The following is a 23,074-nucleotide window of genomic DNA, read 5'->3' as shown; positions in this document are numbered from 1 at the left end:
CGTGAGAGGGCGCGGGGCCCGAGGAGCGGCGGGTCCGCCGGCTCACACGAGACCGGCGCCCGGCGCCGGGCCCGTTGTGGCGCGCGCCCCGCGGCAGGTCCCGGAAGCGGTGAGAGCGTGTGCGACTCGGGTCGCCGCGTCGGGGTCGGCCACCAGGAACGCGCAGGTGGGGCCGGAGCCGGAGACCAGCGCCGCCAGCGCGCCGGCGGCCAGCCCGGTCTCCAGGGTCTCGGCCAGTGCGGGGCGCAGCGAGAGCGCGGCCGGCTGCAGGTCGTTGCGCAGGGCCGCGGCCAGCGCCGCGGCGTCGCCCGCGCGCAGTGCCGCCAGCAGCTCCTGGGAGGCGGCCGGTTCGGGTACGTCCGCGGCCGAGGAACCCGTCCCCGCGGCCTCCCGCAGCCGGTCGCACTCCCGGTAGACGGCCGGAGTCGACAGCCCGCCGTCCGCGATCGCGAACACCCAGTGGAAGACGCCGCCGACCTCCAGCGGGGTCAGCACCTCGCCCCGGCCCTCCCCGAGCGCGGCGCCGCCCGCGAAGCTGAACGGCACGTCCGAGCCCAGCTCGGCGCAGAGTTCCAGCAGCTCATCGCGCGGACTGTGCAGCCCCCACAGCCGGTCGCAGGCCAGCAGGGCGCCCGCGGCGTCCGCGCTGCCGCCCGCCATTCCGCCCGCGACGGGGATGTCCTTGGCGATGTGCAGGTGCACATCGGCGGTCAGCCCGTGCCGCGCGGCCAGCAGTGCCGCCGCGCGGGCCGCCAGATTGGTGCGGTCCTGCGGCACCAGCGCTGCGTCCGGCCCGGAGACGGTGAGCAGCGGCGCCTCGGCGCGGGTGGCGCTGACCGAGTCGTACAGGCCGACGGCGAGGAACACGTTGGCCAGGCCGTGGAAGCCGTCGGGGCGCACCCCGCCGACCGCGAGCTGCACATTGACCTTGGCCGGGACGCGGACGGTGACCGTCTCGGCGGTGCTGGCTGCTGGCTGGGTCACGTGCTGCGCTCCTCGTGCGGGTTCCGGTCGCCGGGGGTTCGGGCGGGCCGCTGCGGTGGGCGGTCGCGGCGCGGGCCGTGCGCGGCGACGGCGGCGAACTCGGTGACGGTCAGCGACTCGCCGCGGGCCTGCGGGGACACCCCGGCCGCGCGGAGCGCCTCCTCGGCCGCGGCGCCGGAGCCCGCCCACCCGGAGAGCGCGGCCCGCAGCGTTTTGCGGCGCTGCGCGAACGCCGCGTCCACCACGGCGAACACCTCCTCGCGCGGTACGCCGGCCGCCGGCGGGTGCGGGCGCCGCACCAGCGAGACCAGCCCGGAGTCGACGTTGGGCGCGGGCCAGAAGACGTTCCGCCCGATCGCCCCGGCGCGTTTGACCTCGCAGTACCAGGCGGCCTTGACCGACGGTACGCCGTACACCTTGGAGCCGGGCGGCGCGGCGAGCCGGTCTGCGACCTCCGCCTGCACCATCACCAGGGTCCGCTCGATGCTCGGGAAGGCGGCCAGCAGGTGCAGCAGCACCGGGACGGCCACGTTGTAGGGGAGGTTGGCCACCAGCGAGGTCGGCGCCGGGCCGGGCAGTTCCCCGATCCGCAGTGCGTCCTCGTGCACCAGGCGGAAGTCCGCGGCCCGCTCGGGCAGCCGGGCCCGCACGGTCGAGGGCAGGGCCGCGGCCAGCGCGTCGTCGATCTCCACGGCGGTCACCGCCGCCGCGGTCTCCAGCAGCGCCAGGGTGAGCGAGCCGAGCCCGGGGCCGATCTCCAGCACCACGTCGTCCGGGCGGACCCCGGCGGTGCGCACGATGCGGCGCACCGTGTTCGGGTCGATGACGAAGTTCTGCCCGCGCTGCTTGGTGGGCCGCACTCCGAGGGTCTCCGCCAGCTCCCGCACTTCTGCGGGGCCGAGCAGCACCCCGCTGCCGGAGGCGTCGGGCGTGGCGGACGGGTCGGAAGGGGCAGCGCTCACCGCGCCAGTTTACGGCCGTGCGGGGTGCGCCGGACCGCCGGGCGGTGCCGCAGCTCCCGGCGGGGGACTCAGTAGCCGAAGGCGCGGGCCGTGTTCGCGGCCACGTGGCGGGCCAGCCGCTCCTCGTCCAGGTCCTTGGTCCGGGCCATGGCGCGGAGCGTCACCGGGATCAGGTAGGGCGCGTTGGGGCGGCCGCGGTAGGGCGCGGGGGTCAGGAACGGTGCGTCCGTCTCGACCAGCAGCAGTTCGGGCGGGACCACCGCGAGGGCGTCGCGCAGCGGCTGGGCGTTCTTGAAGGTGATGTTCCCGGCGAAGGACATGAACCAGCCCTTGGCGGCGCACAGCCTCGCCATCTCCGCGTCCCCGGAGAAGCAGTGGAAGACGGTCCGCTCGGGGGCACCCTCCTCCTCCAGGATGCGCAGTACGTCCGCGTGCGCCTCGCGGTCGTGGATGACCAGCGCCTTGTCCAGCCGCTTGGCGAGTTCGATGTGGGCGCGGAAGGAGCGCTGCTGGGCGGCGACGCCTTCCGGGCCGGTGCGGAAGTAGTCCAGGCCAGTCTCGCCGACCGCCAGTACCTGGGGGAGGGCGGCGAGCTTCTCGATCCCGGTGAGCGCCTCGTCCAGCGCTTCCTCGCCGCCCTCGGCGCTCAGCCGGGGGGCCTCGTTCGGGTGGAGTGCGACGGCGGCCCACACGTTCTGCCACGTGGCCGCCGTCTCGGCGGCCCAGCGGGAGCGCTCCAGGTCGCAGCCGACCTGCACGACCGTGGTCACGCCCACGGCGGCGGCAGCGGCGAGCGCGTCGGCGACGGCCGGCTCCTGCATGTCCAGGTGGGTGTGGGAGTCCGCGACCGGGAACGCGAGCGGCTCGGGCGGCGGCGGAGGTGCCTGTGCCGCCCGAGCCTTCGCGGCGTTCGTGGCCGCGGTCCCGGCCGCGGAGTGCGCTGCGTCGTCAGGGGTCGCGGAGGGGGACATACCGGCGATCATAGAACCCGCCGTCCCTCCGGTCCGCACCGAGGCGGAGCCCGGCGGGGGCCCCGGCTCGCGACCCGCGGCGCACGTCCTCAGTGGTGCGGCCGCGCCGCCTCGGCCTTGGAGACCCGCCCCGAGCGCATGATGCGGACGACATGTCCGTCACAAAAGCGGCACGTGGGCTTGGTGAGCGGCGAGGGGACGCGCTTGCCGTCCGCGTAATACACGACCAGGGGCCTGCCGTCGGTGTATTCGAGGTGTTCTATCTCGTAGTCCTGCTCCCACCCGTGCCCGCACTTCATGCAGGCGAACGAGTACGCCTCGTGCACCGTCTCCCGAGTCTGGTCGGCCAGGTCCGTGCTGTTGCCGCTCTCGTGCTTCATGGCAGCTCCTTCCTTCGGGCGGATACGCCCACTGCCAGTGCACTCCTTGCGACCGCCGTCCGAAAGGCGGGACCGGCGGTCCTTTCTCTTCGTTTGTGGAGATTTTGGCCGGGCGTCAAGGTGGAGGGCTTCCATGGGCATTCCCTTTGCGTATCCGCAAAAGTCCTTTACTCATATTTACCGCTCAAGCGTGGATTCCTGTGCTCACCCGCGCGCCCACCACTGCTTCCGCCGCGCACATCCGCAATTCGGCACCCTTTTCCACGCCGGTGCGCGCGCCCGCGCTCGGCGCGCGCACCCGCGCCCCTCGCGCGCACCCGCGCCCCTCGCGCGCTATCGGCGCGGCCCGGCGTTCTTCACGGCGACCACCGCGTCGAAGACCTCCCGCTTGGGCACCCCGGCGCCGCGGGCCACCTCCGCGATGGCCTCCTTGCGCACCTGGCCCGCGGCCTCGCGCTCCGCGACCCGGCGCGCCAGCTCCGCCGCGTCCGCCTCGCCCGCTGCGGGCGGCTCGGCCCCCCGGACCACGACCGTGATCTCCCCGCGCACGCCCTCGGCGGCCCACTCGGCCAGCTCCGCCAGCGGGCCGCGCCGCACCTGCTCGTAGGTCTTGGTCAGCTCCCGGCACACCGCGGCCTCCCGCTCCGCGCCGAACACCTCGGCCATGGCGGTGAGCGTGGCCTCCAGCCGGTGCGGCGCCTCGAAGTACACCAGGGTGCGGCGCTCCTCGGCCGCCTCGCGCAGCCTGCCGCGCCGCTCGCCGGGCTTGCGCGGCAGGAACCCCTCGAAACAGAACCGGTCCACCGGCAGCCCCGAGACCGCCAGCGCCGTCAGCACCGCGGAGGGGCCCGGGACCGCGGTCACCCGCACCCCGTGCTGCACGGCGGCGGCCACCAGCCGGTAGCCCGGGTCGGACACCGAGGGCATCCCGGCGTCGGTCACCAGCACCACCCGGGCGCCGCCCGCCAGCGCCTCGGCCAGCTCCGGCGTGCGGGCGGCCTCGTTGCCCTCGAAGTAGGAGACGATCCGCCCGCCCGGGGCCACGCCGAGCGCCTGGGTCAGCCTGCGCAGCCGACGGGTGTCCTCGGCGGCGACGATGTCGGCGGCGGTCAGCTCGGCCGCGAGGCGCGGCGGGGCGTCGGAAGGGTCACCGATGGGGGTCCCGGCGAGGACGAGCGTTCCAGTCACCCGTCCATCCTCGCAGCGTCACCCGTCCGATCCCGCAGCGGTGACGCGGCGGCACACGCCGTCCGCGCGGTCCCTACGATGGCCCGCGTGACGACCAGTGACACCGTGGGGGACGCCGACCGCAGGCAGGACGGGCCCGGCGGCCCGGGCTGCGAGGGCAGCGCCGGGGACGAGGGCGGCCCGCCGCCGCTCCCCCCGTGGCAGGTGCGGCTGCGCCGCTTCGGCTACGCGGCCCGGCCGCGCGCCGGTGTCCGCGAACGCCTCACCCCGCCGTTCCCTGCGCCCGATCCGCGGGTGGGCGCCGTCTTCGGGCTGGGGCCCGAGGTGTCGCTGCGGCTGGCGCGCTGGGCGGCCTGGGGCGGACCGCTGCTGGTCGCGCTCCTCGCGGGAGCCCTGCGGTTCTGGCAGCTCGGCTCGCCGCACGCCGTCATATTCGATGAGACGTACTACGCCAAGGACGCCTGGTCGCTGATCCACTTCGGGTACGAGGGGACCTGGCCGGACAACGCCAACGAGCGCATCCTGGGCGATCCGCAGCGCATCCCGCTCTCTCCGGAGGGCTCCTACGTCGTCCACCCGACCGTCGGGAAGTGGGTGATCGGGCTCGGCGAGGCCGCCTTCGGGCTCGACCCGTTCGGCTGGCGGTTCATGACGGCGCTGCTGGGCACCCTGTCGGTGCTGATGCTGTGCCGCATCGGGCGCCGGCTGTTCCGCTCCACGACGCTGGGCTGCCTGGCGGGTGCCCTGATGGCCGTGGACGGGCTGCACTTCGTGATGAGCCGGGTCGCGCTGCTGGACCTGGTGGTGATGTTCTGGGTGCTGGCCGCGTTCGGCTGCCTGCTCGTCGACCGCGACAGGTCCAGGGAACGGCTCGCGGCCCGGTTGCCGCGGGCCGGTGGCGACGCGGGTGACGGCAGCGGCGCTCCGCTGCCCGACGCGGCCGTCGCGGACCGGACGCGACTGGGCCTGCGGCCGTGGCGGCTGGCGGCCGGGGTGTGCCTCGGGCTGGCCTGCGCCACCAAGTGGAACGGCCTGTACGTGCTGGCCGCTTTCGGGCTGCTGACCGTCCTGTGGGACGTGGGGGCGCGCCGTACCGCGGGCGCCTCCCGCCCGGTGCCGGCCATGCTCACCCGGGACGCGGTGCCCGCGTTCCTCTCCCTGCCCTGCGTCGCGGTGGCCACCTACGTCGCCTCCTGGACGGGCTGGTTCGCCACCTCCGGCGGCTACTTCCGGAGCTGGGCGGACGAGCAGGGAGCGGCCGGCCCGTGGGGCTGGCTGCCGGGGCCGCTGCGCAGCCTGTGGCACTATGAGAGCGAGGTCTACGACTTCCACGTCAACCTCACCTCCGGGCACACCTACCAGTCGAACCCATGGAGCTGGCTGGTCCTGGGCCGTCCCGTCTCCTACTTCTACGAGTCGCCCGAGGCGGGTTCCGACGGCTGCACCGACAAGGCCGAGGGCTGCGCCCGCGAAGTCCTGGCGCTGGGGACCCCGGTGCTGTGGTGGGCCGCCTGCGTGGCGCTCCTGTACGTCGGCTACCGCTGGCTGCTGCGCCGCGACTGGCGCGCGGGCGCGATCCTGTGCGGCGTCGCCGCCGGCTATCTGCCCTGGTTCCTGTATCAGGAGCGCACCATCTTCCTGTTCTACGCCGTGGTGTTCCTCCCCTTCCTGTGCCTCGGCCTGGCGATGGCGGCCGGGGCGCTGACCGGGCCGCCGGGTGCGGATGACAGGCGGCGCACCCTGGGCGTGGTCGGGGTGGGCGTGGTCGGGCTGCTGATCGTCTGGAACTTCGTCTATTTCTGGCCGATCTACACCGGGCAGACGATTCCGCTGGGCGAGTGGCGGCACCGGATGTGGCTTGACTCCTGGATCTGACCTGAAGTGGGCGCACTCCGACCGGAAGGGCCTGCCAAGTGAACTGGCAGGTCACGAAAACGCTCAGCGAAGATCGCGATTCGGACACAAGGCCGTGATACGGAACCGATCGCCCCGCGCTGCTCGTCTGCCCCAGGGGCCGCGGCAGCGCGGCCCCGAGGGGCGGCGGTTCCGTTCCTCGGTCCGGACCGCCGGCCACCGGCGGAATCCGGGCCACACGGGGGAGCAGAACACCGGCAGAAGGGGCTGAACGGGCATACGAGGGCACGTTCTGTCATGGACGTGCTCTAGGGTGCCACGCGTCAGGACTTCGGCCGGCAGACCGGGCCAAGGCGGGTGGAGGGGCAGAACGCGGATGCGCGACACACAGAAGATGGCCGTGATCGGCGGGGTCGCGGCCGCCGTCGTCGGGCTCGCCGGCGTCGGCGTCTACGCCCTCGTCGGCAGCGACGACGAGGAGGCCCAGAGCACCGTCGCCGCGGACAGCAAGGCGGCCGAGGCCAAGAAGGGCCCGCTCAGCGCGGCCGAAGTGCGCACCGCCGCCAAGGAATTCCTGGGCGCCTGGGCCGAGGGCGACACCAAGAAGGCCGCCGCGCTGACCGACGACTCCGCAGCGGCCGCCAAGGCACTCGGCGCCTTCCGCAGCAAGGCCCACGTCTCCAAGGTCGCGGCCACCCCCGAGGCGGCCGACGGCGAGAAGGTGCCCTTCGGCGTCACCGCGCGGGTCGCCTACGGCAAGAAGGACGCCGCCTGGAAGTACGACTCGGCGCTGAAGATCGTCCGGGCCGCGAAGACCGGCGAGCCCGTGGTCGAGTGGAAGCCCTCCGTGCTGCACCCCAAGCTCAAGGACGGCCGGACCATCGTCACCGACGAGTCGGGCACCCCGCCCGTCACCGCCGTGGACCGGGACGGCTCGGCGCTCAGTGCCGAGGACCACCCCGCCCTCGCCGGGGTGATCCGCGACATCGGCAAGCGCTACGGCGACAAGACCGAGGGCTCCCCGGGCGTGCAGACGCGCATCGTCGACGCCAAGGGCAAGACCGACACCGTGCTGCACCAGCTCTCCGAGCCCACGCCCGGAAAGCTGAAGACGACCATCGACGCCGGGGCGCAGCGTGCGGCCGAGGCCGCCGTCAAGGGCAAGAAGAAGGCCTCCGTGGTCGCCGTCAAGCCCAGCACCGGCGAGATCCTGGCCATCGCCAACTCCCCCGCCAAGGGCTTCAACAGCGCGCTGCAGGGCTCGCTGGCCCCCGGCTCCACCATGAAGGTCGTCACCAGCGCCATGCTGCTCGACAAGGGCCTCGCCTCGCCCGGCAAGACCCACCCGTGCCCCAAGTACTTCACGTACGGCGGCTGGAAGTTCCACAACGACGACAACTTCGAGATCAAGCACGGCACCTTCGCGCAGAGCTTCGCCCGCTCCTGCAACACCGCCTTCATCAGCCAGGCGCCCGAGCTGAAGGACGACGACCTCACCAAGGAGGCCCGGGACGTCTTCGGCATCGGCCTCAACTGGAAGACCGGCACCACCACGTTCGACGGCCGGGTCCCGGTCCAGTCCGACGCCCAGATGGCCGCCTCGCTCATGGGCCAGGGCGGCGTGCGGATGAACCCGCTCAACATGGCGTCCGTCTCCGCCACCGTGCAGAACGGCACCTTCCGGCAGCCGTACGTGGTGCCCCCGTCGGTCGACGACCGCACCCTCGCCAAGGCGCCGCGCGCCATGAAGCCGGGCGTGCACAAGGACCTCAAGTCCCTGATGAAGGTCACCGCCACCGGCGGCACCGCGGCCCAGCCGATGGCCGGGATGAGCGGGGACTTCGGAGCGAAGACCGGCTCCGCGGAGGTCGACGGGCAGAAGAAGCCGAACGCCTGGTTCACCGCGTACTCCGGTGACGCCGCCGCGGCGGCTGTCGTGCCCGCCTCCGGGCACGGTAACGAGAACGCCGGCCCGATCGTCCGCAAGGTGCTGGACGCCGCCCGCGGCTGAGGCCGAGCCGTCCGCCCCGGCCGGTACGGCGACGCCGTACCGGCCGGCGGGCACTCCGCAGCCCGGACCCGTACCGCACCGCCGTCGACGGTCCGGACACCCCGGTAAAAGCACTGATCAGCGCGACGGTAGCGTCCTGGGCATGACGCAGCGACTCCGTGACCGCACTGCCTCCGGCAGCGCGGGGTGACTCCGATAGTCGTCGCCGCGGTGCTGGCCGCGGCGCTCACCCACGCCACCTGGAACGCGCTGGCACACGGCATCCGCGACCAGTTGCTCGCCTTCACCCTGGTCGGCAGCGGCGGCGCGGTGTGCGGTGCCGCGCTGGCCTGCTTCGTCCCGCTCCCGGCCGCCGGGGCCTGGCCGCCGCTGCTCGTCTCGGCGGCGCTGCACGTCGTCTACCAGGCACTGCTGATGCGCTCCTTCCGGATGGGCGAGTTCGGGCAGATGTACCCCATCGCGCGTGGAACGGCGCCGCTGGTGGTGACGGTGCTGGCGGCCGTCTTCGTGCACGAGATGCCCGACGGATGGCAGCTCGCCGGGGTGCTGCTGGCCTCCGCCGGACTGGTCGGCGTGGCGCTGTGGGGACTGCGCGGTGCGGGGCGCTCTCCGGAAACGGACGCCGGCGAGGCGGCCTCCGGCTCCGGCGAGGCGGCCTCCGGCCCGGGTGCCGGTCCGCAGTGGCCCGCGCTGACCGCCGCCGTGTGCACGGGCCTGGCCATCGCGTCGTACACCGTCGTGGACGGGGTCGGCGTGCGTGCCGCGGGCAGCCCGCTGGGCTACATCGCCTGGCTGATGCTGCTGGAAGGGCTGGCGATCCCGGCCTGGGCCCTGCTCACCCGCCGCCGCGCCCTGGTCGCGGAGCTGCGCCCGGTGGCTCTGCGCGGGCTGCTGGGCGGGGCGCTGTCGGTGCTGGCCTACGGGCTGGTGCTGTGGGCGCAGACCCGGGCACCGCTGGCACCGGTGGCGGCGCTGCGGGAGTCGTCGATCATCGCCGGGGCCACGATCGGCGCCCTCTTCTTCAAGGAGCGTTTCGGCTGGCCCAGGACCGCGGCGAGCGTGCTGATGGTGGGCGGCATAGCGCTGATGCTGCACGGCACCTGAAGCCCCGGGTACCGGCCCGCGGCCCGGTGCCCGGCGGTGCCGCCCGGGAGGGACCCGGCCGCTGCCCGGCGGCGGCCGGGACAGAGCTACCCTGGGGTCCGGCCCCCAACAGGAGAGAGATGGCTGGCAACCGCGTCAACCTCGTCAACATGGAAACCGTCGACAAGGTGCACGGCACCCGCGCCCTCCTCGACAGCGTCTCGCTGGGCGTCAACGAGGCGGACAAGATCGGAGTCGTGGGCCGCAACGGCGACGGCAAGACCACCCTGATCAAGGTGCTGGCCCGCGAGGAGGAACCGGACGCGGGCCGGGTCACCCACGCGGGAGGGCTGCGTGTCGGCGTGCTGACGCAGCACGACTCCCTCGACCCGCAGGCCACCGTCCGGCACGAGGTGGTCGGCGACCTGGCCGACCACGAATGGGCGGGCGTCCCGCGGATCCGCGACGTGCTCACCGGACTGTTCGGCGGCCTGGACCTGCCCGGCTTCCCGCAGGGCCTGGACACCGTGATCGGCCCGCTCTCCGGCGGCGAGCGCCGGCGGATCGCGCTTGCCAAGCTGCTCATCGCCGAGCAGGACCTGATCGTGCTGGACGAGCCGACCAACCACCTCGACGTGGAGGGCATCTCCTGGCTCGCCGGACACCTGCGTGCCCGCCGCTCCGCGCTGGTGTGCGTCACCCACGACCGCTGGTTCCTCGACCAGGTCGCCACCCGCATGTGGGACGTGCAGCGCGGCGCGGTTCACGAGTACGAGGGCGGCTACTCCGACTACGTCTTCGCCCGCGCCGAGCGGGAGCGCATCGCCGCGCAGGAGGAGTCCAAGCGGCAGAATCTGATGCGCAAGGAGCTCGCCTGGCTGCGGCGCGGCGCCCCGGCCCGCACCAGCAAGCCGCGCTTCCGGATCGAGGCGGCGAACGCGCTGATCGAGGGCGAGCCGCCGCCCCGGGACAGCCAGGAGCTGATGCGCTTCGCCAACTCCCGGCTGGGCAAGACGGTCTTCGACCTGGAGGGCGTCACCGTGCAGGCCGGTCCGAAGCTGTTGCTCAAGCAGCTCACCTGGCAGTTGGGCCCCGGCGACCGGGTCGGCCTGGTGGGCGTGAACGGTGCGGGCAAGACCTCGCTGCTGCGTGCCCTGGCCGACACCGCCGCCACCGGAGGTGAACAGCCCTCGCCGCTGGTCACCGAGGGGCGGATCAAGGTCGGCAGGACGGTGAAGCCGGCCTACCTCTCCCAGGAGGTCGCCGAACTGGACCCGGCGCTGCGGGTCCTGGAGGCCGTGGAAGCCGTCCGCTCCCGCATCGACCTGGGCAAGGGGCGGGAGATGACGGCCTCGCAGCTGTGCGAGCGGTTCGGCTTCGCCAAGGAGAAGCAGTGGACGCCGGTGGGCGACCTCTCCGGCGGCGAGCGGCGGCGGCTGCAGATCCTGCGGCTGCTGATGGACGAGCCCAACGTCCTCTTCCTGGACGAGCCGACCAACGACCTGGACATCGAGACCCTCACCCAGCTCGAGGACCTGCTGGACGGCTGGCCCGGCTCGCTGGTGGTCATCTCGCACGACCGGTACTTCGTCGAGCGCACCACCGACCGCGTCCACGCGCTGCTGGGCGACGCCACCCTGCGGATGCTGCCGCGGGGCATCGACGAGTATCTGGAGCGCCGGGCCCGGATGGAGACCGCGGCCGCCGCGTCGGCGCCCGCCGCCGCGGCGGACCGGACCGCGGGCGGGTCGGACCGGTCGGCCAAGGAGCCGGCCAAGCCGGCCGCGCTCTCCCGCGCGGCGCACAAGGAGATGCAGCGGATCGAGCGCCAACTGGAGAAGGCGGAGCAGCGCGAGGCGGCTCTGCACGCCGAAATGGCCGAGCACGCGACCGACTTCGAGCGGGTGGCGGGGCTGGACGGCGAACTGCGCGAGGTGCGCGAGAAGCGCGAGGAGTTGGAGATGCGCTGGCTGGAACTGGCCGATACCGAGGGTGCATGACAACTGCTTCGGTGATGGTGGTAGAAAGGGGCGCCCTGCTCCTTCCTGAGGAACCGCGATGACACAGCCGCCGCCTCCACCGTCCGGTCCGCCTCCCCAGGGTGGCTGGAATCCACCCGCGCAGCCGCCACCGCCGCAGGCACCGGCACAGCAGCCGGCGCCACCGCAGCAGCAGCCACCGGTACCGCAGCAGCCGCCGGCACCTCCCGCCGCGCCGCCCGCGGCGCCGCCGTCCGGCCCGGGCTTCGGCCGGCCGTCGCACGGCAGTTACCCGGCCGGCCCGCAACTGCCGCCTCCGCCGCCGGGAGCCGGTGGGCCGTTCGCGCCGCGCGGCCGCAGCCCCAAAGCGGTGCGCATCCTCGCGGCGGTGGTCGCCGTGGTGCTGGTCGCGGGCGGCATATGGCTCTTCTCCTCCGGTGGCGGGGACGACAAGGGCGGTGGGGGCTCCGGGCCGGCCGTGGCGGGCGGCAGCCACGCGAAGCAGCTCTTCTCTCTCGAGCAGCCGAACACTCATGTCAAGGACGCCCAGGGCGCCGACGGGAGCTGGGTCACCGAGAAGATCTATGCCAAGTCCTCGATCAACGCGATCGAGGGATACCGCATGAACGGCAAACGCGCCTGGCGCATCCCGCTGGGCGGCCCGGTCTGCGCGGCGTCGCCGCACATGACCGACGACCACCGCACGGCCGTCGCCTTCGAGAAGGGGAGCGGCGGCTGCAACTCCGTCGCCGTCTTCGACGTCGACAGTGGCAAGAAGCTGTGGGACCAGCCCATTCCCATAGGCGACACCATCTTCGGCGGCGGCGACGTGAACCTGACCGTCGCCCAGGACACGGTCGCGCTCTCCTGGATCGGCGGCTTCGCCGCGTTCCCCATCGAGGGCGGCGACCCGCTGTGGAAGAGCAAGGAGACCGGCGAGACCTGCGAGCACAGCCGGTACGGCGGCGGTGCCCGGCTGCTGGTGGTCCTGGAGTGTGACAATTCGCTCACGCTCAACCAACTCGACCCGAAGACCGGCCACTCCACCTGGGACATGCGGCTGCCCCACAACCTGCGGGACGGGCGCGCCGTCCGCGTCGTGGACACCGATCCGATCGTGCTGGTGCTGGGCACGGGAGACGCATCGGAGTCGGAGGTCATGACGATCGACGACAAGGGCTCGATCGCCGCCACCTTCAGTCTCGGCGACCGCTACGAACCGGGCTGCGGCATCGGCGATCTGGGCAGCGAGGCGTGCTTCAACGTCGTGGCGACCGAGGACATGGTCTACATCGCGACCAAGGAGCACTCGGGCAAGAGCGACGACTCCCTGTCCCGCACCAACGAGGTCATGGGCTTCGGCTTCCACAGCGGTGAGCCGAAGTGGAAGTCCCGTGCGGGCGAGGGCCGCACGGTCTTCCCCATCGGGACGCGGGGCGACAAGGCGATCGCGTACGTGACCCCCACCTACGACAAGGGCGGCCAGGTCGTCAGCGTGTCCCCGGGGGACGGGGAGCAGCACGGGCTGCTGCGGCTGCCGGACGAGACCGCCGAGCAGCAGAGCCGCTTCCGGGTGCCGACGATGAGCAGGAGCGCCCCCGCGCTCTACGTGGGCGGCCGGCTCTTCCTGCAACGGAGCCTGCTGTACGGGAAGAACGACACCGACGCCAAGGAGAAGGCTCCGCTGGCCATGGGGTTCGGTACCGGACGGTGACGGAACCGGGATCCGGGTCCCGGGAGTCCGGTGGTAGAAAGAATGTCCGCTCAGAAGTCTGCCGATGGTGGGCCATGATGTCCGATTCGCTCGGCCCTACGGGGGTTTGAGGCGCCGGGCGCCCGGTCTGCCCGTACCAAGGGAATGTCATGTCGCAGCCGCCTCCGCCACCGAGCCAGCCGCCGTCCGGGGGCTTCGGCACACCCCAGGAGCCCCCGCGCGATCCGCAGGGGCAGCCGGCCTACGGCTATCCGCAGCAGCCCGGACAGCCGCCTCAGCAGCCGCCGCAGCCCCCGCAGTCGCCACCGCCGGGCGGCTACGGCTATCCGCAGCAGCCGGGCCCGCCCGGCCCGCCCGGACCGCCACCGGGGCCGCCCGGCCCGCCGCCTGGCCCGCCCGGACCCGCCGGTCCGCCGGCCGGCGGCCAGCACAGCGCCCCGACGATGGCCTACGGCCAGCCCGCGGCGCCCTACGGTCAGTCCGGTCAGTCCGGCCCCTACGGTCAGCAGCCGCCGCCCGGATACCAGGGGCCCGGAGGTCCCGGCGGCCCCGTTCCCGGAGGCCCGGGGGGCGGCAAGAAGAACACCAAGCTCATCGCCCTGATCGCGGCCGCCGTCGCGGTGGTGCTGATCGCCGGTGCGGGCGTGTTCCTGTTCACCCGCGGCGATGACGAGGGCGGGAAGAAGGACGAGTCCAAGGGCGGTTCGCAGAAGTCCAAGGGCGACGGTCTGGAGACCAAGCCCAAGAGCACCAAGGGCGACGAGCTGTTCAGCATCAAGGACCCCAAGGTCAAGGACTACACCAAGGTTCCCGGGGCTTGGGCCACGGACAAGGTGTTCGCCAAGGTCTCCGTCAAGGAACTCCTGATCGTGGACCTCAAGACCAACGAGCAGAAGTCGCCGGTCTCGCTGAAGGGCGAGGTGTGCAGCGCCTCGAACGGCATGACGGAGCGCCACGAGGTGGCCATGGTCGTGCGCGAGACGATCTCCAGCAACGCCTCCTGCAACCGGATGGTCGCGGTCGACGTGGACACCGGGAAGATCGTCATGGACGAGAAGATGTCCGGCGCCAAGGACGAGTCGTCCAACGACAACGTGGCCATCAGCGGCGACACCGTTGCCTCCGCGTGGATCGGCGGCTCCGCCGCCTACGACATCCCCTCGGGCAAGCAGCTGTGGAAGAGCAAGTCGAGCAACTGCCGGGACGAGGGCTACTCGGGCGGCAAGGAGCTGTACGCCGTCACCGAGTGCGGCAGCTTCTCCAAGCCGCAGATCAGCGTGCAGCGGCTCGACCCGAAGAACAAGGGCAAGGCCACCTGGAAGTTCGACGTGCCCAAGGGCGCGAAGAACGTACGGATCGCCTCCACCGATCCGCTCGTCCTGGTGGTCGGCGCCGGAAGCGAACTCACCAGCGACGTCATGACGGTCGGTGAGGACAAGAAGCTCAAGGCCCGGATCTCGATCGACGACAACTACGTCCGCCCCTGCGGCGTCGAGGTCGACAGCTGCTACAACATCGCGGTGGGCAAGGACACCGTCTACCTCGCGACGGAGGAGCACAGCGGCAAGGCCGAGTACGGCCGGACGAACGAGATCATGGCGTTCGACTTCAACAGCGGGAACACCAAGTGGAAGGCCGAGGCCGGGGAGAAGCGCAGCTTCGTGCCGATCCGGATGGACGGTCCCAATCTCCTCGCCTACAAGCTGCCGGACTACGACGCGGGCGGCGAGGTCGTCAGCATCGAGCCCGGCAAGGGGAAGCAGACGCTGCTGCTGAAGATGCCGCGGGTCGAGCAGGGCGAGGGCGAGCAGGCGTTCAACATCAGTGCGAGCAGCCTGCGGGAGCCGTTGCGCTTCGAGAGCGGCAGGCTCTTCCTGAACTCCTCGACCGTCTCCAAGCCCGACGGCGACTACGACGACCCCTTCGACAAGCTGGCGGCCGGTTTCGGACCGCAGTGAACCCGCCGGACCCCCGCGCGGCGGCGCAGCCGCGGCGCGGGGACGGGGAACCGTCCCCGTTCTGACCCACACCCGACGGCCCGCCACGGCACCCCGTGGCGGGCCGTCGGCCGTTCCGGGGGCCGTCTTCAAGCCCTCCCTTGGGGATTTCAGCCCGTAAGGGGCGCGGAACGCCGAGTGAGCGTGTAGCTTCCCGGGGAACAAGAGACGGGCTGCGCAGGGGGGTGCGGGGCCATCCGTAGCGTGTGTGGGGGGAGCGAGCTTGATGAGCGTGCGGCTCATGGTGGTCGACGATCACCGCCTGCTCGCCGAGGCCCTTGCCTCGGCACTGAAGCTGCGCGGGCACCGCGTGCTCGCGGCGGCCGCGCCCAGCGGCGGCGCGGCCGAACTGGTCATCAGCAGGGCACCGGAGGTGTGCCTGCTGGGCACGGCGACGCCGGCCGAGCCGGGCGTCTTCGATCCGGTGGTGCGGATCAAGAGAGAGAAGCCGCAGATCGCGGTGGTGGTGCTCGGCCCGGTGCCGAACCCGCGCGGGATCGCCTCCGCCTTCGCGGCGGGGGCGTCCGGCTATGTGCGGCACGACGAGCGGATCGAGGGCGTCGAGCGGGCCATGGTCAAGGCGCGGGCCGGTGAGGCGGCCGTGGCACCGCAGTTGCTGAGCCAGTCGTTCGCCGAGTTGCTCAACCCGGCCGCCGAGCCCGACGACGAGGGTGCCCGGCTGCTGCAGATGCTCACCCCGCGGGAGGTGGAGGTGCTGGTGCGGGTCGCCGAGGGCGAGGACACCCGGCTGATCGCGGCCGGGATGCGGATCGCCCCCAGCACGGCACGCACCCATGTGCAGCGGGTGCTGATGAAGCTGGGAGTCGGTTCGCGGCTGGAGGCGGCCGCGCTCGCCGCCCGCACGGGACTGCTGGAGCGGGTCGGCGGCGCGGGCGGCTGAGCCCGGCGCACGCGCTGCGCACGCCGGGAGCAGGTGCCGTCCGCGCTCTGTTGGCCGGTGGCTCCGGTCGTCCGCGGCTCCGGGCGCCGCGGACGGGGGCGGGAGCCGCCTACTCCTCGTCCTCCGGCGCCGGCGGCGGGATCGTGGGGCTGAGGCGGAGCCACAGCAGGAATCCCAGACCCAGGACCAGCATGGCGAGTCCGGTCCACAGGTTGATGTTGATGTCCTGGGCCTTCTTCAGGTCCTCCTCCGAGGCGAAGATCCCCGCGAGGGTGACGAGCACGCCGTAGACCACGAACAGGCCGCCGATGATGCGCCGTACGTCGAAGAGGCGGGCCGCGGTGCGGGAGCGCCGCTCCAGCTCCTCGACGTTCGTGGCCACCTGCTGGGCGGCGGGCTTTTCGGTGCTGTTGTCGTTCATTGCGCTTCAGTGTCCTTCGCGTCGGGGCTCAGAAGGAGAAGGGGATGTAGCAGAGGGCCGCGAGGATCACCGCGCCCCAGCCCAGCAGCGCGGGCCTGCGGTACCAGGCGTCGTCGCCCTCGCCGGGCGGCTCCTCCGCGCCGGGCGACCGGGTGCCGTACACCAGCCCCGCGAGCTCCTCGACCGGCTTGGACCGGGTGAACAGCGTGACGACCACCATCACCGCGGCGCCCAGCACGAAGGCGACGATCGAGGAGACGAAGTTGGCGCCCTGGTCGCTGGGGATGTCGATGACGCCGTGCTTGTAGAACCAGAAGTAGTTCACCATCGCGCCGGCGGTGCCGCTCAGCAGGCCCCAGAAGCCGGCGGCCGGCGTGGTCTTCTTCCAGAACATGCCGATGATGAACACGACGAACAGCGGCACGTTGAAGAAGGAGAACAGCGTCTGCAGGTAGTTCATGATGTTGCTGAACGAGGATGCGATGAACGCGGTCCCCATGCCGATCAGCACGCCGACGGCGGTGACCCAGCGGGCCGTTTTGACGTAGTGCTCGTCCGGCTGGTCCTTCTTCAGGTACGCCGCCCAGATGTCGTTGGTGAAGACGGTGTTGAAGGAGGAGATGTTGGCCGCCATACCGGCCATGAACGCCGCCAGCAGACCGGTGACCGCGATGCCCAGCACCCCGTTGGGCAGCAGGTCGCGCATCAGCACCGGGATGGCGTCGTTGTACTGCAGCCCATCCTCGTGCTTGCCCAGGGTCGGCTCCATCACGAGCGCGATCAGGCCGGGTATGACCACGACCGCCGGTATGAAGATCTTGGGGAAGGCGGCGATCAACGGGGTGCGCTTGGCGGCCGAGAGGTTCTTGGCGGACAGCGCGCGCTGCACCTCGGCGAAGTTGGTCGTCCAGTAGCCGAAGCTCATCACGAAGCCCAGGCCCAGCACGATGGTCAGCCAGTTGGCGCCCAGTGGGTTGGCCGAGCCGATGCCGGTGCCGTCCCAGGCGGTCATGAAGGCGCCGCCCTTCTCGCCGGAGAGGGTGTCGCTGATGCCGCCCCAGCCGCCGACCCGCTTGAGGCCCACGACGGTGAGCGGGATCAGCGCGGCGAGGATGACGAAGAACTGCAGCACCTCGGTGTAGATCGCCGAGGAGAGGCCGCCGAGCGTGATGTAGGCGAGCACGAAGAAGCCCGCCACCACGATGGAGATCCACAGCTCCCAGCCCAGCAGCGCCTTCAGCACGAGCGCGAGCGCGTAGAGGTTCACGCCCGCGATCAGCACCGAGGAGACCGCGAAGATGATCGAGCTGAGCAGGTGGGAGGAGGGGCCGAACCGGTGCAGCAGGAACTCGGGCACCGAGCGGACCTTGGAGCCGTAGTAGAACGGCATCATCACCAGGCCGAGGAAGACCATGGCCGGGATGGCGCCGATCCAGTACCAGTGCACGGTGTAGACGCCGTACTGGGCGCCGTTGGCGGCCATGCCGAGGATCTCGGTGGCGCCGAGGTTGGCCGCCACGAAGGCGAGGCCGGTGATCCACGCGGGGAGCGACCGGCCGGAGAGGAAGAAGTCGAGACTGGTCTTCACACTGCGCCGGGCGGCGAAGCCGATCCCGAGCACGACGGCGAAGTAGATGCCGAGGAGTGTGTAGTCGAGTCCGTTGGTGGGGAGCCGTAGCCCTTCGGCCAAGTGCAACATGGGTCACTCGCTTCATTGCGCGATCGGAACGCACGTGAACGTACCGCCGAGGTTTCAGTTTTTGAAAGGTCCTGTTGCGGGAGTTTGTTTGATTGTGATGAATGTCGACGGTTGACGGCGGCACTTTGCCCCACTTCGCCTGTCCTGTTCTCGGCCGGTAGGGGCTGGGATCGGGCGCTGCCCCCTGTTGAAGACTCTGTTGGCTCGTGGTTCCTTGTGTGTGATTATGTTTGAGGTCCAGGAACGAGGAGCCACCCGGTGAAGAAGACCTCAGGCCGTCTGGCCGACGGCCGCGAGATCGTTTACTACGACCTCCACGACGACGCCGTCCGCACCGCCGCCGACCGGCGCCCGATGCCCGCCATGGAAGCCCACGCCCAGGCCCGGCACGATCCGCTGCTGGACGAGTGGGTGGGCGTCACCGCGCACCGCAACGCCCGCACCTACCACCCGCCGGCCGACGAGTGCCCGCTGTGCCCCTCCCGCGACGGGCGGATGAGCGAGATCCCGGAGTCCGACTACGACGTCGCCGTCTTCGAGAACCGCTTCCCCTCCTTCCACGGGGCACCCGGCCCGCAGCGGGCCGACGGCCCCGCCGGGGTCTTCCGGCAGATGCCCGGCGCCGGCCGCTGCGAGGTCGTCAGCTTCACCTCCGACCACCGCGCCTCCTTCGCCGACCTGGACGAGGAGCAGGCCCGCCTCGTCCTGGACGTGTGGACCGACCGCACGGCCGAGCTGTCCCATGTGCCCGGCGTCGAGCAGGTGTACTGCTTCGAGAACCGCGGCGAGGAGATCGGGGTGACCCTCTCCCACCCGCACGGCCAGATCTACGGCTACCCGTTCACCACCCCGCGGACCGCCCGGATGCTGCGCTCCCTGGCCGAACACGCCGCGGGCCCCGGCGGCAACCTCTTCGAGAGCCTGGTCGCCGCCGAACGCGCCGCCGGAGAGCGGATCGTCCTGGAGGGCGAGCACTGGATCGCCTTCGTCCCGCACGCCGCGCGCTGGCCCTACGAGGTGCACCTGCACCCCACCTCCCGGGTGCCCGACCTGCTCGGGCTGAGCGAACCGGCCCGCGCCGAGTTCCCCGGGATCTACCTGGAACTGCTGCGCCGCTTCGACCGCCTCTTCGGCGAAACCGCGGTCCGCACCCCCTACATCGCCGCCTGGCATCAGGCACCGTTCGGCACCGACCCGGAACCGGGCCTCGCGAGCCGCGCGGAGTTCGCCCTCCACCTGGAGCTGTTCACCATCCGCCGGGCTCCCGGGAAGCTGAAGTTCCTCGCCGGTTCCGAGTCCGGAATGGACGTGTTCATCAACGACGTGCCGCCGGAGTCCGCGGCCGCGCGGCTCCGCGAGGTGGCGTCGTGAAGCGCACAGCAAGAGGTGGTTTCGTGTGCGGTGCACCCGGCGCACCCGGCGCCCGCGTGCGCCCGGAAGCGACCCGAGCAAAGGACAGGCGCAATGGCTAAGTACCTGGTGACCGGCGGGGCCGGATATGTGGGCAGCGTCGTGGCGGCGCACCTGCTGGAGGCGGGCCACACCGTCACCGTCCTGGACGACCTCGACACCGGCTTCGCGCGGGCCGTCCCCGGCGGCGCCGAGTTCGTGAGCGGCGGGCTGGGCGAAGCGGCCCGGGTGCTGGACTCCTCCTACGACGGCGTCCTGCACTTCGCCGCGCACTCCCGGGTGGGCGAGTCGGTCGAGCAGCCCGAGAAGTACTGGCGCAACAACGTCGGCGGCACCGTCGACCTGCTGGCCGCCATGCGCGCGGCCGGCGTGCGCACCCTCGTCTTCTCCTCCACCGCAGCCGTCTACGGCGAACCCGAGCGCACCCCGATCACCGAGACCGACCCCGCGGCACCCACCAGCCCCTACGGCGCGTCCAAGCTGGCCGTCGACCACATGATCGGCGGCGAGTGCCGGGCACACGGCCTGGCCGCGGTCTCGCTGCGCTACTTCAACGTCGCCGGCGCCTACTTCGCCGCCGACGGCACCGCCTACGGCGAGCGCCACGACCCCGAGTCGCATCTGATCCCGCTGGTGCTCCAGGTCGCGCAGGGGCGGCGCCCGGCGATCTCGGTGTACGGCGACGACTACCCCACCCCCGACGGCACCTGCGTGCGCGACTACATCCACGTCGCCGACCTCGCCGACGCGCATCTGCTGGCCCTCGACCGGGCCGCCTCGGGCGAGCACCTGATCTGCAACCTCGGCAACGGCAGCGGCTTCTCCGTCCGCGAGGTCGTCCAGACCGTCCGCAAAGTCACCGGGCACGAGGTCACCGAGCAGGTCGGGCCGCGCCGCGGCGGAGACCCGGCCGTACTGGTGGCCTCCGCCGACCGGGCCCACCGGGAACTGGGCTGGCGCCCCCGGCGCGCCGGACTGGCGGAGATCGTGTCCGACGCCTGGCGGTTCGCGCGGCACACCGAGCGGGAGCGCGCCCCGGAGGCCACGGCGTGAGCGACGACACCGGGCAGCACACCCGGGACGTGCGGGACGGGTTCCGGGAGATCTACGGCACCGCACCGGAGGGCGCCTGGGCGGCGCCGGGCCGGGTCAACCTCATCGGCGAACACACGGACTACAACGACGGCTTCGTGATGCCGCTCGCCCTCCCGCACACCGTGCACGCGGCCGCCGCGCGGCGCGACGACGGCGTCCTGCGGCTGCACTCGGCCGATGTACCCGGCCCCGCCCACCGGCTCCGGCTGGACGACCTGCGGCCCGGCGCGGACGGCGGTTGGGCCGGCTATCCGGCCGGTGTCGGCTGGGCGCTGCGGGAGGCGGGGCTGCCGGTCGGCGGTGCGGATGTGCACCTGACCAGCACCGTGCCGACCGGCGCCGGGCTCTCCTCATCGGCTGCCCTGGAGGTGGTCACCGGGCTCGCGCTGAGCGAGCTGTACGGGCTGGAGCTGTCCCGGCAGGAGTTGGCGCGGCTGTGCCAGCGGGCCGAGAACGACTTCGTGGGCATGCCCTGCGGAATCATGGACCAGACGGCCTCCGCCTGCTGCACCGAGGGCCATGTGCTGCACCTGGACACCCGTGAGCAGACCCGGCGGCAGATACCCTTCGATCTCGCCGCCGAGGGGTTGCGGCTCCTGGTCGTCGACACCCGGGTCAAGCACACCCTGGCCGACGGGGCCTACGCGGAACGCCGTCGGGCGTGCGAGGCGGGCGCGACGGCCCTCGGCGTACGGGCACTGCGCGACATCCCGCACGGGGAACTCGGCGCCGCTCTCGCCCGGCTGCCCGACCCCGGGGTGCGTGCCTGCGTCCGGCACGTCGTCACCGAGAACCGGCGGGTCGAGGAGGTGGTCGCGCTGCTGGAACAGGGCGACCCGCGTGCGGTGGGACCGGTGCTGACCGCCGGACACGCCTCCCTGCGGGACGACTTCCGGGTCTCCTGCGAGGAACTGGACCTGGTGGTGGACACGGCGCTCGCCGCGGGGGCGCTCGGCGCCCGGATGACCGGCGGCGGCTTCGGCGGCTCGGCGATCGTCCTGGCCGAGGACTCCCGCAGCGGCGCCGTCGGGGAGGCCGTGACCGCCGCGTTCGAGGCGGCGGGCCATGCGGTGCCGCACCTGTTCGAAGCGGTGCCGAGCGCGGGCGCGCGCCGGATGTGAGACGGCCGCGCCCGTCCGGAGATCCTCGCGCCCGGCTGAGCCCCGCCCGCGATTCGCGGGTGCGGCGCGGCCGCACGGGTGCGCTCCCCACGCGCCCTGGCGCGCCCCCAGGGGGCACGGGTACAACGACTTTTGTCAATTGCCTTCCGTTGTCACAGCTCGCCCGTACTCTGAACCTTGTGCACAGCACCGGTGGGGGCCGGTGCTGATCAGGGGGCGAGTCAGCCGGGTACGACGTCCGGGGGCGGGGTAGACAGCGAACACGGCGGCGGCCGTGTCGATGGCGCGTTTCCCCGCGCATGGGCGCCGTGCCCGCACTGCCAGGGGGTTCCATGCAACGTATTCGCGTGCTGGTGGTCGACGACCACCGCATTTTCGCCGAGTCCTTGGCCGCCGCGCTCGCGGCCGAACAAGATGTCGAAGTCGGCGCGGCGGGCAGTGGACCGGCCGCGCTGCGCCATCTGGAGCGCGGCGCCGCCGAGGGCCGCCGGTTCGACATCCTGCTCGTGGACGCCGATCTGGGCGCACCGCTGAACGGGACAGCGCAGCCCGGGAACGGCGCACTGCCCGCTCCCGTCCCGATCCCGGCCCAGGCGGGCCCCCCGCTCGGCCCGGGCGCGGCGCGGAGCAACGGCGAGAAGCCCGCCTCCGGCACCCCGCGCGGTGCCCAGGACGAAGCTCCGCCGGCCCCGGGTGGCGCCCCCGGCAGCTCCGGCGGCGCCGCGGACCCGCCGTCCCCGTCCGCCACCGTGGGCGGGTTACCCCTGGTGGCGCGCGTCCGGGCCGACTACCCGGCGGTGCGCACCGTCGTCCTGGCCGAGCGTGACGATCCCCGGCACGCCGCCGCGGCGCTCCAGGCAGGCGCGGGCGGCTGGGTCGCCAAGGACTGTTCCCTCTCCCGGCTCCTGCAGGTGATCCGCGGTGTCCTCAAGGACGAGACCCACCTGCCGCCCGCCCTCCTCACCGGCGTCCTCCGGGAGCTGACGGCCAGCCGAAAGCACCGCACCGAGAGCGAACGCCTCGTGGAGTCGCTGACCCCGCGCGAGCGGGAAGTGCTGCGGTGCATGGTGGCGGGCCTGGGCCGGAAGGCCGTCGCCGAGCGGCTGTATCTGTCGCCGCACACGGTCCGCACCCATATGCAGAACGTCCTGGGCAAGCTGGGCGTCCACTCCACGCTGCAGGCGGTGGCCCTGGCCCGGCGCGCCGGGGTGGGCCCGGCCGAACTGGAGCCGGTGGGGGCGCGCTGACCCGGCCACGCGCCGCCCCGCCGGGGTGCGAGTGGCGGGCCGCTGTCGGTGCGCCGT

Annotated in this window: 17 protein-coding genes and 1 pseudogene; 11 read left to right on the top strand and 7 right to left on the bottom strand. The window is 72.5% G+C overall.

What is annotated here, in order from left to right:
- Positions 1-42: 42 nt before the first annotated feature.
- The 5 genes and pseudogenes from P2424_RS12430 to rsmI form a co-directional block, all read right to left on the bottom strand.
- Entirely contained in the window at positions 43-984 is a 942-nt protein-coding gene (locus P2424_RS12430) for a 4-(cytidine 5'-diphospho)-2-C-methyl-D-erythritol kinase (protein WP_276475818.1), read from the bottom strand.
- The gene (gene rsmA, locus P2424_RS12425) at positions 981-1,946 is read right to left on the bottom strand and encodes a 16S rRNA (adenine(1518)-N(6)/adenine(1519)-N(6))-dimethyltransferase RsmA (RefSeq protein WP_276475817.1); all 966 of its coding nucleotides are present in this window, start codon (positions 1,944-1,946) and stop codon (positions 981-983) included. The genes P2424_RS12430 and rsmA overlap by 4 nt, the downstream gene beginning before the upstream one ends.
- Positions 1,947-2,014: 68 nt before the next feature.
- Positions 2,015-2,917 carry a TatD family hydrolase gene (locus P2424_RS12420; RefSeq protein ID WP_276475816.1) on the bottom strand — a complete coding sequence of 301 codons (903 nt, stop codon included), beginning with the start codon at positions 2,915-2,917 and terminating at the stop codon, positions 2,015-2,017.
- Between the two features lie 119 nt (positions 2,918-3,036).
- Positions 3,037-3,297: pseudogene (locus P2424_RS12415) on the bottom strand (hypothetical protein); the annotation flags it as partial.
- A 333-nt stretch (positions 3,298-3,630) separates the two neighbouring features.
- Positions 3,631-4,485: a 16S rRNA (cytidine(1402)-2'-O)-methyltransferase gene (rsmI, locus tag P2424_RS12410; protein WP_276475815.1), complete on the bottom strand. Its 855-nt coding sequence runs from the start codon at positions 4,483-4,485 to the stop codon at positions 3,631-3,633.
- A gap of 78 nt (positions 4,486-4,563) precedes the next feature.
- Here rsmI and P2424_RS12405 point away from each other — a divergent pair, with 78 nt between their 5' ends.
- From P2424_RS12405 to P2424_RS12375, 7 genes are all read left to right on the top strand, one after another.
- Complete coding sequence (locus tag P2424_RS12405) at positions 4,564-6,360, top strand: phospholipid carrier-dependent glycosyltransferase (protein WP_276475814.1); 1,797 nt, start codon at positions 4,564-4,566, stop codon at positions 6,358-6,360.
- A 355-nt stretch (positions 6,361-6,715) separates the two neighbouring features.
- On the top strand, positions 6,716-8,350 hold the full coding sequence (locus tag P2424_RS12400; RefSeq protein WP_276475813.1) for a penicillin-binding transpeptidase domain-containing protein: 1,635 nt from the start codon (positions 6,716-6,718) through the stop codon (positions 8,348-8,350).
- 186 nt (positions 8,351-8,536) lie between these two features.
- Positions 8,537-9,454: a DMT family transporter gene (locus tag P2424_RS12395; RefSeq protein ID WP_276475812.1), complete on the top strand. Its 918-nt coding sequence runs from the start codon at positions 8,537-8,539 to the stop codon at positions 9,452-9,454.
- Positions 9,455-9,573: 119 nt separating this feature from the next.
- Positions 9,574-11,433, top strand: a complete 1,860-nt coding sequence (locus P2424_RS12390) for an ABC-F family ATP-binding cassette domain-containing protein (RefSeq protein WP_276475811.1) — start codon at positions 9,574-9,576, stop codon at positions 11,431-11,433.
- A 349-nt stretch (positions 11,434-11,782) separates the two neighbouring features.
- Complete coding sequence (locus P2424_RS12385; protein WP_276475810.1) at positions 11,783-13,126, top strand: PQQ-binding-like beta-propeller repeat protein; 1,344 nt, start codon at positions 11,783-11,785, stop codon at positions 13,124-13,126.
- Between the two features lie 149 nt (positions 13,127-13,275).
- Positions 13,276-15,084, top strand: a complete 1,809-nt coding sequence (locus tag P2424_RS12380) for a hypothetical protein (RefSeq protein WP_276475809.1) — start codon at positions 13,276-13,278, stop codon at positions 15,082-15,084.
- A gap of 265 nt (positions 15,085-15,349) precedes the next feature.
- Complete coding sequence (locus tag P2424_RS12375) at positions 15,350-16,024, top strand: LuxR C-terminal-related transcriptional regulator (protein WP_276475808.1); 675 nt, start codon at positions 15,350-15,352, stop codon at positions 16,022-16,024.
- 109 nt (positions 16,025-16,133) lie between these two features.
- On the opposite strand, the gene P2424_RS12370 is transcribed toward P2424_RS12375, so the two are convergent.
- Positions 16,134-16,445 (bottom strand): hypothetical protein, encoded by a 312-nt coding sequence (locus tag P2424_RS12370; protein WP_276475807.1) that lies wholly within the window; start codon positions 16,443-16,445, stop codon positions 16,134-16,136.
- A 28-nt stretch (positions 16,446-16,473) separates the two neighbouring features.
- Positions 16,474-18,144 carry a sodium:solute symporter family protein gene (locus P2424_RS12365; protein ID WP_276475806.1) on the bottom strand — a complete coding sequence of 557 codons (1,671 nt, stop codon included), beginning with the start codon at positions 18,142-18,144 and terminating at the stop codon, positions 16,474-16,476.
- Positions 18,145-18,402: 258 nt separating this feature from the next.
- On the opposite strand from P2424_RS12365, the gene galT reads away from it, so the two are divergent.
- The 4 genes from galT to P2424_RS12345 all read left to right on the top strand — a co-directional run bounded on the left by galT (position 18,403) and on the right by P2424_RS12345 (position 23,017).
- Complete coding sequence (gene galT, locus P2424_RS12360; RefSeq protein WP_276475805.1) at positions 18,403-19,515, top strand: galactose-1-phosphate uridylyltransferase; 1,113 nt, start codon at positions 18,403-18,405, stop codon at positions 19,513-19,515.
- 93 nt (positions 19,516-19,608) lie between these two features.
- Positions 19,609-20,607 carry a UDP-glucose 4-epimerase GalE gene (galE, locus tag P2424_RS12355; protein ID WP_276475804.1) on the top strand — a complete coding sequence of 333 codons (999 nt, stop codon included), beginning with the start codon at positions 19,609-19,611 and terminating at the stop codon, positions 20,605-20,607.
- A complete protein-coding gene (gene galK / locus P2424_RS12350) occupies positions 20,604-21,770 on the top strand; it encodes a galactokinase (RefSeq protein WP_276475803.1) in 1,167 nt (388 codons plus the stop codon). The genes galE and galK overlap by 4 nt, the downstream gene beginning before the upstream one ends.
- 332 nt (positions 21,771-22,102) lie before the next feature.
- On the top strand, positions 22,103-23,017 hold the full coding sequence (locus P2424_RS12345) for a LuxR C-terminal-related transcriptional regulator (RefSeq protein WP_276475802.1): 915 nt from the start codon (positions 22,103-22,105) through the stop codon (positions 23,015-23,017).
- The last annotated feature ends 57 nt before the right edge of the window (positions 23,018-23,074 follow it).

This window comes from Streptomyces sp. WMMB303, from assembly GCF_029351045.1.
Classification (GTDB): Bacteria; Actinomycetota; Actinomycetes; order Streptomycetales; family Streptomycetaceae; genus Streptomyces.
The sequence above is the reverse complement of the archived record's forward strand: the minus strand, read 5'-3'. Positions and strand labels throughout refer to the sequence as shown.